Here is a 14,772-nt window from a genome sequence, read left to right on the forward strand (position 1 = left end):
TTCGGGTCAGAGAGGAACGAGCCGGTCGATCCCGCCCATATAGGGCCGCAGCGCCGCCGGGATTTCAACTGAACCGTCTTCCTGCTGGTAATTCTCCAGCACGGCCACCAGCGTGCGGCCAACCGCCAGCCCAGAGCCGTTAAGCGTGTGGACGAATTCCGGCTTGGCCTTCTCCTCTGCGCGGAAGCGGGCGTTCATCCGCCGCGCCTGGAAATCGCCGCAGTTGGAGCAGGAGCTGATCTCTCGATAGGCGTTCTGGCCGGGTAGCCAGACCTCAAGGTCAAAGGTCTTCCTCGCGGTAAAGCCCATGTCGCCAGCGCAGAGCAGCACCTTGCGATAGGGCAGTTCCAGCGCCTGGAGGATCGATTCGGCGGCGGCCGTCATCCGCTCATGCTCTGCCTCCGACTGGTCGGGCGTGCAGATCGTGACCAGCTCAACCTTTTCGAACTGGTGCTGGCGGATATAGCCGCGGGTATCCTTGCCCGCCGCGCCGGCTTCGGACCGGAAGCAAGGGGTCAGCGAAGTCAGCCGCAGCGGCAGCGCCGCGCCATCAAGGATCTGCTCGCGCACCGAATTGGTGAGCGAGACTTCCGCCGTGGGGATCAGCCAGCGGCCATCGGTGGTCTGGAAATTGTCTTCGGCAAACTTCGGCAACTGCCCGGTGCCGAACAGCGATTCCTCGCGCACCAGCAGCGGGGTGGCGCATTCAACATGGCCGTTTACCAGCGTTTGCTGGTCCAGCATGAACTGGCCCAGTGCGCGCTGCAGCCGCGCCATCTGGCCGCGCAGGAAAGTGAACCGCGCGCCGGAAATTGCCGCACCGGTCTCAAAGTCCAGGCCCAGCGCCGGGCCAAGGTCAGCATGCTCTTTGGGCGTAAAGGCGAACTGGCGCGGGGTGCCCCAGCGGCTGACCTCGACGTTCTGCGTCTCGTCCTCGCCATCAGGTACGGTTGGATCGGGCAGGTTGGGGTGGGCGGCAAGGGATTCCTGGAGGCTGGCCGATAGTTCGCGGTCTTCCTGCTCCAGCTTGGGCAGGTTGACCTTGATCTCGGCCACTTCGGCCTTGAGGCGTTCGGCTTCTGTCGCGTCACCGCGTCCGATTGCCGCGCCGATCGCCTTAGATGCCTCGTTGCGCCGGTTCTGCGCCTCTTGCATTGCTGTCGCTACAGCGCGGCGCGCCGTATCGAGTGCCAGGATCGAACCGGCAAGCGGTTCCACGCCCCGACGGGCAAGGGCGGCATCAAAGGCGGCGGGATCGTCGCGGATCAAGCGGATATCGTGCATAGCGCTGGCGCTATGCCCTCCAAATGCAATGGTATCAAGGGAGGGGGGAAGTGGTGGGCGCGACAGGGATTGAACCTGTGACCCCACCCGTGTGAAGGGTGTGCTCTACCGCTGAGCTACGCGCCCACTTCCTGCCAAAGGGCGCCAGGGCCAATCAGCGAAGCGCGCCCTTAAAGGGGCCTGCGCGAATTGACAAGCGGGGAAAGCCGGATAGAGGCGCAGCCATGACCGAAGAAACCCCTGCCAAGCCCGCCGCCGGTTCCGATGTGCCGCCCGATCGCCTTGCGATCAGCCCGCGCAGCCCCTGGTTCAACCAGGATGTGCTGATGCGCGGTGTTGGCATCCGCTTCAAGGGTGTGGTCCGCACCAATGTTGAGGAATACTCGATCTCCGAAGGCTGGGTGCGGGTCCAGGCCGGCAAGACCATGGACCGTCACGGACAGCCGCTTACGATCAAGCTCAATGGTCCGGTCGAAGCCTGGTTCGAAGACCTCGGCGATAATCCGCCGGTTGCCAAGGCTTAGATCCCAAGCTCTCGCTTAATGATCGCCGCGATGGGATCGCCATCGCGCGCGGCCAGTTCGGCCTTCGCCGGCTTGTTCGCGCGGGCCAGCACAGGCGCGCGGGCCGGTGCGGCGCGATCGCGCAGCTGTTCGCCCGGCTTGGGCTTGCTGGCATAGATGAAGCCAGCCAGCGGCCAGTGGGTGCTGCCCAGGGCCTGGTTCGGGCCGTACCAGACGCGCACTTCGCTCCAGTCATTTTCGGGCGAGACATCGACAGCCTGGACATTGTCCTCGATTTGGCCGCGGCGGCCGTTGATCGGGCTCCAGTTGGCGTGGCGGATCAGCACGGTGCGCGAATCGATCACCTTGCTGACCGCGGCAACGTGGCCAAGGCGCGAATTGCCATTGGGGCGGAACGCCATGACCGCGCCCACCTTGGGCTTGGTGCCCCGGGCATAGCGTCCTTCGGCCTGATCCCACCAGGTATGGGCATCGCCATAGATCCGGATCCCTGAGACCTCCCGGGCATAGGGCACACATTGCAGGTAGGGGGGCAGGCCATCGATCGCTGCTCCGCCTGCATCGCGATCATCAATATCAATCGCGCGCGCATGGGCCGGGCTTGCGGCGAGGACCAGCAGCAGAAGGGCGGGTAGAAGCGATCGGAACAGAACCATGCACCGCCTTCTGGCGAAGCGCGGTTAACGCCCGGCTTTTCGGAAAGGTTAAAAGCATAGCAAGTATCAACAGTGCGGCTTGCAAATTGGCCGCGGAAAGGTCAGGGCTGACGCGGTGAAACTCCCCCAGGTCATTATCATCGGGCGCCCGAATGTCGGCAAGTCCACGCTGTGGAACCGGTTGGTCGGCAAGAAGCTGGCCCTGGTCGATGACCAGCCGGGGGTGACGCGCGACCGCCGCTTTGGCGAAGCGCACTTGCTGGGCCTTGATTTTACCATCGTCGATACCGCCGGTTGGGAGGACGAAGACGCAGCCACTCTGCCAGGCCGGATGCGCCAGCAGACCGAGGCGGCGCTCGTTGGCGCCGATGTGGCGCTGTTCGTGATCGACGCACGCGCCGGGCTAACCCCGCTGGACGAGGAGATTGCCCGCAGCCTGCGCCAGTGCGATGTCCCGGTGGTGCTGGTGGCCAACAAGGCGGAAGGCAAGGCGGGCGACCACGGCCTCTACGAATCCTTCGGTCTCGGCTTTGGCGATCCGGTGCCGCTTTCAGCCGAGCACGGCCAGGGCATGGCCGACCTGTTCGAAGCGCTGTTGCCGCACCTTAATGAACGCCAGCTTGAAATGGATGCCGAAGCAGAAGCAGCGGCCGAGCTGGACGACGAGGAAGAGTACGACCCCAAGGCTGTGCTCAAGCTCGCGATTGTCGGCCGCCCCAACGCGGGAAAATCAACCCTGATCAACCGGTTCCTGCAAGAGGACCGGCTGCTGACAGGGCCCGAAGCCGGGATTACCCGCGATTCCATCGCGATTGACTGGGACTGGCACGATCCCGCAAGCGATGAGGTCCGGCCCGTGCGTCTGATCGACACCGCTGGCATGCGCAAGAAGGCGCAGGTCATCGACAAGCTGGAAAAGATGGCAGTCGCGGATGCCCGCCACGCGATCGATTTTGCCGAAGTGGTTGTGCTGCTGCTCGATGCCACGCGCGGGCTGGAGCATCAGGACCTGAAGATCGCCAGCATGGTGCTTGAAGAAGGCCGTGCGCTGATGATCGCGATCAACAAGTGGGACGTGGCAGAGGATGCCTCGGGCCTGTTCAACGGCATCCGCAAGGCGCTCGACGATGGTCTCAGCCAGGTAAAGGGGCTGCCGCTGCTGGCGGTTTCCGCCCGCACCGGCAAAGGTCTTGATGACCTGATCCGCGCGGCCTTCGAATTGCGCGATGCCTGGTCAAAGCGCGTGCCGACTGCCCTGCTTAACCGCTGGTTTGATGATGCCCTGGCCAAGAACCCGCCGCCGGCACCCGGCGGCCGCCGGATCAAGCTGCGCTACATCACCCAGGCCAAGACCCGTCCGCCGGGCTTCGTGCTGTTCGGGACCCGGCTGGATGAATTGCCGGCCAGTTACCAACGCTATCTGGTTAACGGCATCCGCCGCGATCTGGGCTTTGATGCCGTGCCGGTAAGGCTGACGCTGCGCACCCCGAAGAACCCCTTCGCGAAGAAGTAGGCCTTCGGGGCGGGCGGGCCGGGATCAGCTCCCGGCGGCTTCGCTTTGCAGCTGAATGTAGTTCTGCAGGCCCATCCGGGCGATCATCTCGAACTGGGTTTCGAGGAAATCGACATGCTCTTCCTCGCTTGCGAGGATCGAGCGGAACAGGTCGCGGCTGACAAAGTCGTGCACCGTTTCGCAGTGAGCGATTGCTTCCCGCAGATCCGGGATCGCATCTTCCTCTAGCGCGAGGTCGGCCTTGAGAATCTCTTCGACATTCTCGCCAATGCGGAGCTTGCCCATGTTCTGGAAGTTGGGCAGCCCTTCCAGGAACAGGATGCGTTCCGCGACCTGGTCTGCATGCTTCATCTCGTCGATCGATTCGTGCCGTTCATGATCGGCCAGCTTCTTGATGCCCCAGTTGTCGAGCATGCGGTAATGCAGCCAGTACTGGTTAACCGCGGTCAACTCGTTGAACAGAACCTTGTTAAGGTATTCGATAACCTTTTTGTCGCCCTTCACGGCGGTTTCTCCCGGGAGATTGGTGGGGATTGATTGCGGGCATGACTATGCGCCGCAACCGGGGCCGAGAGCAAGCCTGGATTCCCGGAACTTCAGCCAGTTTTACGGGTTGGTTGCCAGTACTATTGGCGAGACTTACGATCGCCTTGCGTTAGGCTGGCTCAAGCCCTGCGGTGCACGCGCGCATGCGTTCTTCGATCAACAATTCAGCGGCATCGTCAAGGCATTGGCCACATTGAGGCCGGCACCCAAGGGCTTCGTAAACGGCGTCCGGATCGCCGGGACAGCGCCGGGCAGCCTCGCGCAGCTGGCATTCGCGGATGGCATTGCAGACGCAGATATACATCGGCGGCTCCCGTTGGCTTCGACTCACTTAATAATGCGAATCGTTCGCATTCACAAGTGGCGGGCGGCGGGCAAGCGCCGTTCCGCTGTTAGCGACCGCCACAGCCACTCGATTGGTCCCTGTCGGTAGCGCATCAGCCACGGCTTGCTCCAGCCGAGCATGGCGGCCCAGCCGATCAGGACAAAACACCACTGCGCCAGAGATCCGATCCGTCCAACCAGGCCAAGGCCCCAGCCAAAGAAGCAGAAGGCCATGAGCACCGAGGTCAGCAGGTAATTGCTGAGCGCCGCCGCGCCGGCCGCTTGGAGGCGCTGGCCCAGGCGGGTCGGCAGCAAGCTTGGCGCTGCCAGGACAAGCAGCGCCGCCCAGCCCAGGGTAAGGGCCAAGTGCTGGGGCCCTGCCAGACCGATTAGTAACTGGAACATCGCATCGGGCGGGAAATCCCTGCTCCAGGCCCAAACAGTCTGGGCGATTGCCAGCGGCAGGCCAAAGGCCAGACATCCGATGGCCAACCGCCAAAGCGCCCGGCGCGACCAACCTCCGGTGAAAAACCCGCTGCGGTAAAGTGCCATGCCCAGCAGCATCAGCGGCACAGTCTCTCCGAGCGACAGCAGCGTGAACAGCAGGGGCATGTAGAGGGTTTCCCGGAAGCGTTCTTCCAGCATGGTGAAGTAAGGCTTGCGCAGCGTGTTAACTTCATCGCGCGCCTGGGCCTCTAACGCATCATACCGGCTGAGGACTTCGGCCCGCGTGACCGGATCGGCCCGGCCGTCATGAACAGCCTCGGCGGCGGTCATGCTTGACCATCCTGCGAGGCCGAAGGCCCCGTGCCACAGCGCGAAGGCGGCCAGCGCCACCACTACCATCCGCCGCACCGGCCAGTGGCGCAGTACCAGGGCAATGGGCGCCAGCATGGCGTAAAGCATCAGGATATCGCCGCTCCACAGCAGCAGTTGGTGAAGGTAGCCGATCAAGAATAGCCAGCCGAGCCGTCGCAGTTGCCAGTAACCGCCATCCTTGCCGGCTGCATCGCGGCGCTCGACAAAAAGCAGCATCGAAGCCCCGAACAGCAGGGTAAAAAGCCCGCGCATCTTGCCTTCGAACAGGACCTGGCTTGAGGCGAAAGCCAGTTTGTCCAGCACTGTCGGCGGAGCGAGCAGGTCAGGGCTGAGCACGGCCGTCGAACCACCGGCAAAGCCGGCAATGTTGATCGTCAGGATGCCGAGCACGGCTATCCCGCGTATCAGGTCCAGCGCAGCGATCCGATCTGGCGCTGCGCGGTCGCTCATCTCAGTTCCGCACCGCGATGCAGCTTTGGCCGCTGGCGCTCAGCCGGTTGCAGGCTGCCTGGGCAGCGGCTTGCGTTACAAAGCCGCCGGCCTGCAACTTGGTTACCGCGCCCGCCCTGACATTCAGGCGGGGCCGGCCGGCAAGTTCGGGACGGCCGCGCAGCCGGCTCCACAGAGCATCAGCATTGCCGGGCTGCCCAAAGGCGCCAAGCTGGACGCGCCACGGACCGCTGACGCTTGTCGTTGCCCTGGCGGGAGACGGGGGTTGGGCGTCACCCGAATCAGGTTCTCCCCCGGACATCGCAGGCGGCAAGCCCTGCCAGACCTTCACCGGCCGACTTGCGACCGGACGGGCATAGTCGGCACCGGCCGTCGCAGGGCTTTCGTTGACCGCCTGGCTGGCCGCGCCAACGGCATCACTGGCCTGGTCCGAGCTCATCGTGCGCATGGCAACGCTGGCGAGCGGCGCCGGAGCGGTCTGCACGGTTGAGCCAAGATCGGCGGCGGCCAGCTGGCGTGCGCGAGTGGCATCTGCCTGGCTGCGCAGTTCGTCTGCCAGGGCCACGGCCTGCTGGCGCTTGGGCATCGGCACGTGCTGGTCCATCTGGGCAAGCGCGGTTGTCGCCTGCGACAGGCCGGCCTGCTGGGCAAGGCTGACCAAGGCGTAGGCCCGGACCCAATCCTTGCTGACGATATCGCCGTTGAAGTGCCCGATCCCGATCAGATATTGCGCCCGGGGATCGCCCCGGTCTGCCGCGGCCCGCAGGAATGGCAGGGCTTGGGTTCGCTGGCCGCGCTGGAACAGCAACAGGCCGTAATTGTCACTGGCCTGGATGTGGCCCTGAGCTGCAGCGCGCCCGAACAGCGCTTCGGCCTGGGCCAGGTCCTGTTTCACGCCCTTGCCCAGCTTGTAGGCCTGGCCGAGGTTGAACATTGCATCGGCATCCCCCTTTGCCGATTCAATCTGCCACAGCTGCGTTGCCGTGGCAAAATCGCCCCTAGACCAGGCATCAATGCCTGCGCGGCTATCGGCCAGGGCTGGTGATGCCATGACAAGTGCAGCGCCCCCGAGGACGCGGAAAAAAAGCGTGTGACCCATTTTGACTTCCCGACTTCGCCGCGGAGTTCAACGGAAGGGGGCCATTTGCCGGCCCGAACCCCCGCGTTCCGAGACGCCTGAGACTAAACTGACATAGTAAACTATCGGTTAGCAAAGGATTTATGGCGAGAGCTGCGTTTGGATTGGCCTCGCAACCCTTATACGCATTAACCCTATATTAGGGCCGTTCTGCGATCTCCCCGGTTTAGGTCAGCATGACCGAACTGGCATTTCGCAGGGGGTATAGGCTTTGCGCGTACTGGCATTGGCATCGCAGAAAGGCGGATCCGGCAAGACCACCTTGTCCGGGCACCTCGCCGTCCAGGCCCAGCGCGCTGGCGCTGGACCGGTCGTGCTGATCGATATCGACCCGCAGGGTTCGTTGGCTGACTGGTGGAATGAACGCGAAGATGATTATCCCGCGTTCGCGCAGACCACCGTTGCGCGCCTGGCAGCCGATCTTGCGGTCCTGCGCCAACAGGGATTCAAGCTGGCCGTGATCGACACGCCCCCGGCGATTACCATGGCGATCCAATCGGTAATCTCGGTGGCAGAACTGATCGTTGTGCCGACCCGCCCCAGCCCGCACGATCTGCGTGCCGTCGGCGCGACGGTCGATCTGTGCGAACGGGCCGGAAAGCCGCTGATCTTTGTGGTCAACGCGGCCACGCCAAAAGCCAAGATCACCTCCGAAGCCGCTGTTGCTCTGTCGCAGCATGGCACTGTCGCCCCGATAACCCTGCATCACCGGACCGACTTTGCTGCCTCGATGATCGATGGCCGTACCGTGATGGAAGTAGAACCCAACGGCCGCTCCGCACAGGAAGTGGTCACGTTGTGGAACTACATTTCCGATCGGCTGGAAAAGAATTTCCGCCGCACTGTGTTCGCGGCGCCGGCTGCAGCTGCGATGTTGCCGGGTGCGCCGCGCCCCGCGGGCGGCTTTGGCCGCCGGGTCGCCGGTTCGTAAGGAGGCAACGGGACATGTCCGAACCCAAAACTTTTGCCTCGCTTTCACCGACTTTGTTGGCCCGGAAGGGCGGAGCGCGGCCGGCAATGCGTCCGCAACTCGGGCCACTATCCGGGGACTCGCTTGCGCGGCAGCTGGATGACCTTGGATGGAATGATATGGGCCATGACGGCACCGGGGCGGGCGAGCCGCGTGGTGCCGAAGTGGTCTCCATTGATCGCGAAGCGCTTGCTCCGGCCGTTGCGCAAATCCCGGAAGTTGTCCGCCAGCGGGCCGAAGCCATCTGCCGCGCCTCACCCCCACGCCGTTCGGCGCTGGCCGAGGGACGTCGCGCTGCCTTTACGCTCCGAATCGATGCTGAACGCCATCTGAAGCTCAGGTTGGCATGTGCCCTGTCCAACCGCAGCGCCCAGCAGCTCGTGACAGAAGCGCTGGATCAGCTGTTCGACGGATTGCCAGATGTTGCCGCACTGGCCGCGCAGGTTGCGCGGCAAACCAATTGATCCTGGAAGAGGGGAGGATTCCCATGCCCAACCGCACCATCCGCACTAAGCTTTTGCCGTTCGGCGTGACTGGGGCCATCGCCTTGGCGGTGATGGCTGGCGCTGGTTTGAGCGAGAACGTCGTTGCCAAACCAACCCCGGACAAGACTGCTGCGGCCGCAAAAGCTGCACTGGCCGATGGTCAATTCGATAAGGCGATCCAGTTGGCAGAGGCCCTGGTAGCAGCCAGCCCGCGCGAGCCATCTTATCGCGCTCTGCTGGCGCACGCCTACCTTAAGGCCGGTCGGTTCGAATCGGCTGCGCTGACCTTCGACGATGCAATGAAGCTTGGCGATAACAGCGGCAAGACCGCGCTCGGCCTTGCCTTGGCCTATGCTGCTGCAGGCCGTAATCGGGATGCGGTAGCCATCTTGGAAGATTGGCGTGATGCCATCCCGACCGCAGACCTTGGTCTGGCGCTGGCCCTTGCCGGTGAACCGACGCGCGGCAGCGCTGTGCTGGCTGATGCGCTGCGCAATGGTGAGAACACCCCGAAGCTGCGGCAAAATCTTGCCTATGCCTATGCGCTAGACGGGCTCTGGCGCGAAGCCCGTCTCATGATGAGCCAGGACATCCCCGCCGATCAGGTCGATGCCCGGATCAGCGATTGGGCCTCAACCGCCCGCCCGGAAGACTACCAGCTGCGCGTGGCTGGCTTGCTCAGCGCTCCGGTCCGCAAAGATCCAGGTCAGCCAACGCGATTGGCCCTGAATTCAAACCCGGTAACCGAGCAGCTTGCCGCGCAGTCGACGGCGGAAGGTCCGGCCGGAGAATTGCCCCCGGCGGCCAACCACGAGCCCGCAGCGGTGTTGGCCAGCTATACCCCGGTAACAGCACCAACGGCGAAACGAGACCCTGCGGCTAACCGGTTTGCCAAAGCTTTTGGCGAACCGGCTGGCATGCAGGCATCGACCCAGACGGCCAACAGCCAACAGGTTAAATTTGTTTCCCAGCCAGTTATTCAGCGCGTTCCATCGCCGCAAGCCCGCACATCGCGGGTGGCCAACTCCGCTTTGGTGCGCGGCGTTGCTCCGCGGCGGGTGACCTATGCCGCGCCGGCGCCCACCGCCGCTCCCGGTACACATCTGATCCAGTTGGGCAGCTTCTTTACGCAACAGGGTGCACGCCGGGCCTGGGGCATCTACGCTGCGAAGAACCCGGAACTGCGGAAATATCGCATGACGATCACGCGGGCAAAGGTCCGCGGCAAGACCTACTTCCGGGTCGCCGCTGCCGGCATCACTGGCAATCAGGGGGCATCAAATCTTTGCGGAGCAGTCAAGGCCCGCGGAATGGCCTGTTTCGCCTATACGGCCCCCAAGCCGAGTCCGGGTGTAAAGGCGCGGGGGGCAACCCAAATGGCTCAGGCCAAGGCCCCTGCTGCGGCGCCTAAAGCTGCTCCGGCCGCGCTAGCTCGGGCGCGCAAACGTTAAGCGCCAATAGCACCTTCACAGGGGGGGCTCTTTCCCGCAGCAGCGGGAAGGGGCCCTTAGCGTATGCGTTAAGCCGCGATCACCGCACCGCCCTTGAGCAGCATCAGCGCGCGGCCTTGTACGCCCTGCTTGTCAAACGGCGTGTTGCCGGCAGCGGCGGCCATCTTGTCGGAATCGACAATCCAAGGCTTGTCGGGATCGATCACGGCTATGTCTGCCTCTGCGCCCAGCGCGAGCAGGCCCGCGTTGACTCCCAGCAAAGCAGCCGGGTTGCTGGCCAGCAAGGCAAAGGCGCGCGCCGTATCGATCACCCCGTCCCGTACCAGACCAAGCGTCAGCGGCAGCAGGGTTTCCGCCCCGGCCATGCCGGGTTCGGCATCGGCGAAGGGCAGGCGCTTGTCTTCCGGCCCGCGCGGATCGTGGCCCGAGGAAACCACATCGATCGTCCCGTCAGCCAGCGCTGCGAGCACGGCCTGCCGGTCAGCCTCTGAGCGCAGCGGCGGTGACAGGCGCGTGAAGGTTCGAAAATCGCCGATGGCGACATCAGAGAGCAGGGCATGGGCAGGGGTAACCCCGGCTGTCACCGCAACGCCCCGGGCCTTGGCTGCGCGAATGAGGGACAATGCGCCTGCGGTCGTCACTTGCCGGAAGTGGAGTCGCGCACCAGTCAGTTCAGTCAGCGCGATGTCGCGGGCAACGGCCAGCGCCTCGGCCTCGGCCGGCGCAGAGGGCAGGCCCAGCCGGGTCGCCATTTCGCCCGCCGTGGCAACGGCTGAGCCGGTCAGCCCGCCGTCTTCGGCGTGGGTCACCACGACCAGACCCAACATGGCGCAGTAGGACAGCAGGCGGTGCATCACTCCGCTATCGGCAATCCAGCGCCGTCCGGTGCTAACGGCCTTGGCTCCGGCATCGCGCATCAGCGCCAGTTCGGCGAGCTCCATCCCGGCGAGGTCCTTGGTCGCTGCAGCGAGCGGGTGGACCCATAGGTCAGGCTTGCCCGACTGCGCGGAGAACCGCACCGCTGATCGCTTGTCGAGCACTACGCCTTGGTCCGGCATCAGCGCGGCGCGGGTGATCCCGCCGAAGTGGAAGGCCGGTTTGTCGATCGCGAAGACGCCCAGATCGATCAGGCCGGGGGCGATCAGCGCGCCCTTGGCGTCAATTACGCGGTCGCCATCCTGTGGGGTGACTTCGCCCAATGCAGCGATCCGACCATCGGCGCAGCGCAAGGCACCATCCCGGGGCTCGCTACGCGGCAAGACCAGGCGGCCGTTAATCAGAGTTACGGGGGTCAGGTCCTTCATGCCCAGCCCTCCACGCCGCGGGTTCGCCGTGTCAGCACGTCGAGACAGGCCATGCGAATGGCAACGCCCATCTCCACTTGGGTGGTGATTGCCGAGCGACCGGCGAGGTCGGCAACGGTGCTGTCGATTTCGATCCCCCGGTTCATCGGGCCGGGGTGCATGACCAGCGCATCAGGCTTTGCCTTGGCCAGCCGCTCCAGCGTCAGGCCATAAAGGTGGCGGTATTCGCGCGGGGAGGGGATGAACTGGCCGCTCATCCGTTCCTGCTGCAGGCGCAGCATCATCACCACGTCGGCGCCGTCCAGTGCGGCGTCGAAATCGTTGAATGGAGTAACCTTCATCGCCTCGATCCCGGCCGGCATCAGTGCAGGCGGCGCGCAGACACGCACGTCGGCGCCCAGCGTTGTCAGGCAATGGATGTTTGAGCGGGCGACCCGGCTGTGCAGGATGTCGCCGCAGATCGTGATGGTCAGCTTGCCGAAATCGCCTTTCGCGCGGCGGATCGTCAGCGCATCGAGCAATCCCTGGGTGGGGTGCTCATGCTGGCCGTCCCCGGCGTTGAGCACCGGGCAATCGACCTTGTCTGCAATCAGGCGGACTGCGCCGGAACTGGCGTGGCGAATCACTATCGCATCGGCGCGCATCGCGTTGAGCGTCATCGCCGTGTCGATCAGGGTTTCACCCTTCTTCACGCTTGACTGAGCGGCGTGCATGTTGACCACGTCGGCCCCCAGCCGCTTGCCGGCGATCTCGAACGACAACAGCGTGCGGGTGCTGTTTTCAAAGAAGGCATTGATGATTGTCAGCCCGGCCAGCCGGTCCGCGCGCTTCTTGGGCTGGCGGTTGAGTTCAACCCATTGCTCGGCTTCGTCGAGCAGGAACAGAATTTCCCATGGGGCGAGGCCCGCCAAGCCGGTGAGGCTGCGATGCGGGAAGGCGGCGGAGCCTGCTGGATAGCGGCCCGAAGCTGTAGGATTTGCCGATGTCATTGAAGACAGCGCCTTAGACCGCCACGATCAATGCGGCAAGGTGGATAAGAGCTGACTGGACAATCGCCACGACTGGCTGGGGATCGGCGCAAAGTTAGTAGCATCCATCGTATGCCATGGCTCCTTGATCGACGCGGGACTCGCCTTTCGAAAGGGGGCAGCTTATTCACTGGGGACGATACTTTTTTCTGGGAATCGCAGCATGATATTCGCACGCAAAGTCTGGGCCCTGCTTGTGGGTATCAAGGATGCCCTGGTCCTGCTGCTCCTGCTGCTGTTCTTTATGGCCCTTTATGGCGTGCTGACCGCCAGACCATCACCTGGACAGGTGCGTGAAGGCGCCTTGCTGCTGAAACTGGATGGTTCGATTGTGGAGGAACCCGCAAAGGTCGATCCGTTTGACTTGCTGATGTCCAGTGGCGGTGCGGCTAAGGAGCACCGCGCGCGCGATGTCATTGCCGCGGTTCATGCAGCGGCAAAGGATGAGCGGATCAAAGCCGTCGCGCTTGATCTCTCTGCCTTCACCGGCGGCGGCCAGGTAACCTTGCAGAATGTCGGAGAAGCGCTGGACAAGGTGCGCAAGGCGGGCAAGCCGGTGATCGCTTTTGCCCATGCTTATGCTGATGATGGCCTGTTGTTGGCGGCCCATGCCAGTGAAGTCTGGGTCGATCCGATGGGCGGCGCCTTTGTCATGGGCCCAGGCGGGATGCGGCTCTACTATGGCGAGGCTCTTGCTCGCTACAAGGTGACCGCGCATGTTTTCAAGGTTGGCACCTACAAGGATTTCGTTGAACCCTTTACCCAAAGCCAGGCTTCGCCTGCTTCGAAGGAAGCGCGCAATGCACTGCTCGCGGCGATGTGGGAGGATTGGCAGGCGCACGTCAAGGCTGCCCGCCCCAAGGCTGACCTTGACCGCGTGACGCGCGATCCCGTCGGCTGGATCACGGCTAGCGAGGGGGATGCCGCCAAGGCTGCACTTGCTGCCGGGCTGGTTGATCGTCTTGGGTCGCACACGCAGTACAAGGAACGCCTGCGCGCGCTGGTTGGTGAGGATCCGGCCGACGATACGCCGGGCAGCTTCGCTCACACCGCGATGGACACTCTGCTGGCCGCGCACCCTGCGAAAGCCGATGGCGCCAGCGTGGCGGTCGTAACCGTTGCGGGTGAAATCGTTGATGGCAAGGCAGGCCCTGGAACGGCTGGTGGCACGCGCATTGCCAAGTTGATCGACGAGGCGAATGCCGATGGAGCCAAGGCTCTTGTGCTGCGCGTCGATTCGCCCGGGGGGTCCGTTATGGCTTCGGAAGAGATCCGGACCGCGCTGGAACGGTTCAAGGCCGGCACGAAGGAATCTGGGCGTCGCCCGGTGGTGGTCTCGATGGCCAACCTCGCGGCGAGCGGCGGGTACTGGGTCTCAACCCCGGCGGACAAGATCTTTGCCGAACCGGGCACCATTACCGGTTCGATTGGGATCTTCGCGATGATTCCCAGTTTTGAACGGGCGCTAGCCGAATATGGGGTCAAGTCGGACGGGGTGCGCAGCACGCCGCTGTCGGGGCAGCCCGATATTCTGACCGGCCTGACCCCTGAGGTGAAGGAGATGCTCCAGGCCAATATCGAAAGCGGCTACCGGCGCTTTGTTGGTCTGGTTGGTGCCTCGCGCAAGAAGGCCCCCGAAGAGGTGGAAGCCTTTGCCGAAGGCCGGGTGTGGGATGGCGGTACTGCGCGGCAGAAGGGGCTGGTTGATCAGTTTGGCGGGATCGATGCCGCCTTGGCGGACGCCGCGCAGCGGGCCAAACTAGGCGCGGATTGGCACGCCGAATGGTATGGCGATGAGCAGGACCCTTATGCCTCGCTGATTGAGCAATTGCGCGGTGATGAGGAAGCCGGCGGACCAGGCGCAGGCATGGACCTGACCGGCTTGGTCGCCACGCGCCAGCAAGCCAGCCTTGACCGCCTGCTGGGCGATCTTGGCAATCTGTTTGAAGCGCGCGGGGCTCAGGCGCTTTGTCTTGATTGCCCGGTTCCGGTAGCCGCAAAGGCCGGTGGCAATGCTCGGTCAGGGTGGTTCGTTCGGCTGCTTGCGGTTTTCGAGCGCTAGCGCGCTTGCCCTTTCCCGCGGGGACCACTAAGGGCCACCGCTTGATTCAGTCCAAACCTGAATCGGCCCAGGATTTTAAGCTTCGTCGGTTAGCGGGCGTGGCGGAATTGGTAGACGCGCTGGTTTTAGGTACCAGTATCGCAAGATGTGGGGGTTCGAGTCCCTTCGCCCGCACCAGTCCCGCCCGGTTGCCAGCACCGCCGCAGCCGAGGTGTTTG

The 14,772-nt window shown here is 63.9% G+C and carries 14 protein-coding genes and 2 tRNA genes; 7 read left to right on the forward strand and 9 right to left on the reverse strand.

Going from position 1 to position 14,772, the window contains the following annotated elements:
- Positions 1-6 precede the first annotated feature (6 nt).
- Together serS and RQP55_RS10800 are read right to left on the reverse strand one after the other, a co-directional pair.
- A complete protein-coding gene (gene serS / locus RQP55_RS10795; protein WP_315610205.1) occupies positions 7-1,284 on the reverse strand; it encodes a serine--tRNA ligase in 1,278 nt (425 codons plus the stop codon).
- A gap of 51 nt (positions 1,285-1,335) precedes the next feature.
- Positions 1,336-1,410, reverse strand: a tRNA-Val gene (locus RQP55_RS10800).
- A gap of 98 nt (positions 1,411-1,508) precedes the next feature.
- On the opposite strand from RQP55_RS10800, the gene RQP55_RS10805 reads away from it, so the two are divergent.
- Positions 1,509-1,808, forward strand: coding sequence for a DUF3297 family protein (locus RQP55_RS10805; RefSeq protein ID WP_315610206.1), 300 nt, complete (start codon positions 1,509-1,511; stop codon positions 1,806-1,808).
- Here RQP55_RS10805 and RQP55_RS10810 read toward each other — a convergent pair.
- Positions 1,805-2,464 carry a CHAP domain-containing protein gene (locus tag RQP55_RS10810; protein WP_315610207.1) on the reverse strand — a complete coding sequence of 220 codons (660 nt, stop codon included), beginning with the start codon at positions 2,462-2,464 and terminating at the stop codon, positions 1,805-1,807. The genes RQP55_RS10805 and RQP55_RS10810 overlap by 4 nt on opposite strands.
- Positions 2,465-2,579: 115 nt before the next feature.
- Between RQP55_RS10810 and der the strand changes: the two genes are divergently transcribed.
- Positions 2,580-3,977 carry a ribosome biogenesis GTPase Der gene (gene der, locus RQP55_RS10815; RefSeq protein ID WP_315610208.1) on the forward strand — a complete coding sequence of 466 codons (1,398 nt, stop codon included), beginning with the start codon at positions 2,580-2,582 and terminating at the stop codon, positions 3,975-3,977.
- Between the two features lie 24 nt (positions 3,978-4,001).
- Here der and bfr read toward each other — a convergent pair whose 3' ends face one another.
- From bfr to RQP55_RS10835, 4 genes are all read right to left on the reverse strand, one after another.
- The gene (gene bfr, locus RQP55_RS10820; protein ID WP_315610209.1) at positions 4,002-4,481 is read right to left on the reverse strand and encodes a bacterioferritin; all 480 of its coding nucleotides are present in this window, start codon (positions 4,479-4,481) and stop codon (positions 4,002-4,004) included.
- 151 nt (positions 4,482-4,632) lie between these two features.
- On the reverse strand, positions 4,633-4,827 hold the full coding sequence (locus RQP55_RS10825; protein WP_315610210.1) for a bacterioferritin-associated ferredoxin: 195 nt from the start codon (positions 4,825-4,827) through the stop codon (positions 4,633-4,635).
- A 50-nt stretch (positions 4,828-4,877) separates the two neighbouring features.
- Entirely contained in the window at positions 4,878-6,116 is a 1,239-nt protein-coding gene (locus tag RQP55_RS10830) for a DUF418 domain-containing protein (RefSeq protein ID WP_315610211.1), read from the reverse strand.
- 1 nt (position 6,117) lies between these two features.
- A complete protein-coding gene (locus RQP55_RS10835; RefSeq protein WP_315610212.1) occupies positions 6,118-7,167 on the reverse strand; it encodes an SPOR domain-containing protein in 1,050 nt (349 codons plus the stop codon).
- A 298-nt stretch (positions 7,168-7,465) separates the two neighbouring features.
- On the opposite strand from RQP55_RS10835, the gene RQP55_RS10840 reads away from it, so the two are divergent.
- Genes RQP55_RS10840 through RQP55_RS10850 form a run of 3 tightly spaced genes read left to right on the forward strand, consistent with a single transcriptional unit; the run spans position 7,466 to position 10,160 of the window.
- A complete protein-coding gene (locus RQP55_RS10840) occupies positions 7,466-8,185 on the forward strand; it encodes a ParA family protein (protein WP_315610213.1) in 720 nt (239 codons plus the stop codon).
- 14 nt (positions 8,186-8,199) lie between these two features.
- Positions 8,200-8,688 carry a hypothetical protein gene (locus tag RQP55_RS10845; protein WP_315610214.1) on the forward strand — a complete coding sequence of 163 codons (489 nt, stop codon included), beginning with the start codon at positions 8,200-8,202 and terminating at the stop codon, positions 8,686-8,688.
- Positions 8,689-8,711: 23 nt separating this feature from the next.
- Positions 8,712-10,160: a tetratricopeptide repeat protein gene (locus tag RQP55_RS10850; protein ID WP_315610215.1), complete on the forward strand. Its 1,449-nt coding sequence runs from the start codon at positions 8,712-8,714 to the stop codon at positions 10,158-10,160.
- Positions 10,161-10,228: 68 nt separating this feature from the next.
- Here RQP55_RS10850 and RQP55_RS10855 read toward each other — a convergent pair whose 3' ends face one another.
- Together RQP55_RS10855 and RQP55_RS10860 are read right to left on the reverse strand one after the other, a co-directional pair.
- Positions 10,229-11,464 carry a dihydroorotase gene (locus RQP55_RS10855; protein WP_315610216.1) on the reverse strand — a complete coding sequence of 412 codons (1,236 nt, stop codon included), beginning with the start codon at positions 11,462-11,464 and terminating at the stop codon, positions 10,229-10,231.
- Positions 11,461-12,453, reverse strand: coding sequence for an aspartate carbamoyltransferase catalytic subunit (locus tag RQP55_RS10860; RefSeq protein ID WP_315610217.1), 993 nt, complete (start codon positions 12,451-12,453; stop codon positions 11,461-11,463). The genes RQP55_RS10855 and RQP55_RS10860 overlap by 4 nt, the downstream gene beginning before the upstream one ends.
- A gap of 202 nt (positions 12,454-12,655) precedes the next feature.
- Between RQP55_RS10860 and sppA the strand changes: the two genes are divergently transcribed.
- Both sppA and RQP55_RS10870 read left to right on the forward strand, forming a co-directional pair.
- Positions 12,656-14,554 (forward strand): signal peptide peptidase SppA, encoded by a 1,899-nt coding sequence (sppA, locus tag RQP55_RS10865; protein ID WP_315610218.1) that lies wholly within the window; start codon positions 12,656-12,658, stop codon positions 14,552-14,554.
- A gap of 92 nt (positions 14,555-14,646) precedes the next feature.
- Positions 14,647-14,731: transfer RNA gene (locus RQP55_RS10870), tRNA-Leu, on the forward strand.
- Positions 14,732-14,772: the final 41 nt, after the last annotated feature.

Origin of the sequence: Novosphingobium sp. APW14, assembly GCF_032337075.1 — a bacterium.
Classification (GTDB): Bacteria; Pseudomonadota; Alphaproteobacteria; order Sphingomonadales; family Sphingomonadaceae; genus Novosphingobium.

Coding starts and splice junctions, on each gene's coding strand:
- RQP55_RS10850 (WP_315610215.1), top strand. CDS start 8,712: ATGCCCAACCGCACCATCCGCACTAAGCTTTTGCCGTTCGGCGTGACT.
- RQP55_RS10845 (WP_315610214.1), top strand. CDS start 8,200: ATGTCCGAACCCAAAACTTTTGCCTCGCTTTCACCGACTTTGTTGGCC.
- RQP55_RS10825 (WP_315610210.1), bottom strand. CDS start 4,827: ATGTATATCTGCGTCTGCAATGCCATCCGCGAATGCCAGCTGCGCGAG.
- RQP55_RS10860 (WP_315610217.1), bottom strand. CDS start 12,453: ATGACATCGGCAAATCCTACAGCTTCGGGCCGCTATCCAGCAGGCTCC.
- RQP55_RS10835 (WP_315610212.1), bottom strand. CDS start 7,167: ATGGCATCACCAGCCCTGGCCGATAGCCGCGCAGGCATTGATGCCTGG.
- sppA (WP_315610218.1), top strand. CDS start 12,656: ATGATATTCGCACGCAAAGTCTGGGCCCTGCTTGTGGGTATCAAGGAT.
- RQP55_RS10805 (WP_315610206.1), top strand. CDS start 1,509: ATGACCGAAGAAACCCCTGCCAAGCCCGCCGCCGGTTCCGATGTGCCG.
- RQP55_RS10830 (WP_315610211.1), bottom strand. CDS start 6,116: ATGAGCGACCGCGCAGCGCCAGATCGGATCGCTGCGCTGGACCTGATA.
- RQP55_RS10855 (WP_315610216.1), bottom strand. CDS start 11,464: ATGAAGGACCTGACCCCCGTAACTCTGATTAACGGCCGCCTGGTCTTG.
- serS (WP_315610205.1), bottom strand. CDS start 1,284: ATGCACGATATCCGCTTGATCCGCGACGATCCCGCCGCCTTTGATGCC.
- RQP55_RS10810 (WP_315610207.1), bottom strand. CDS start 2,464: ATGGTTCTGTTCCGATCGCTTCTACCCGCCCTTCTGCTGCTGGTCCTC.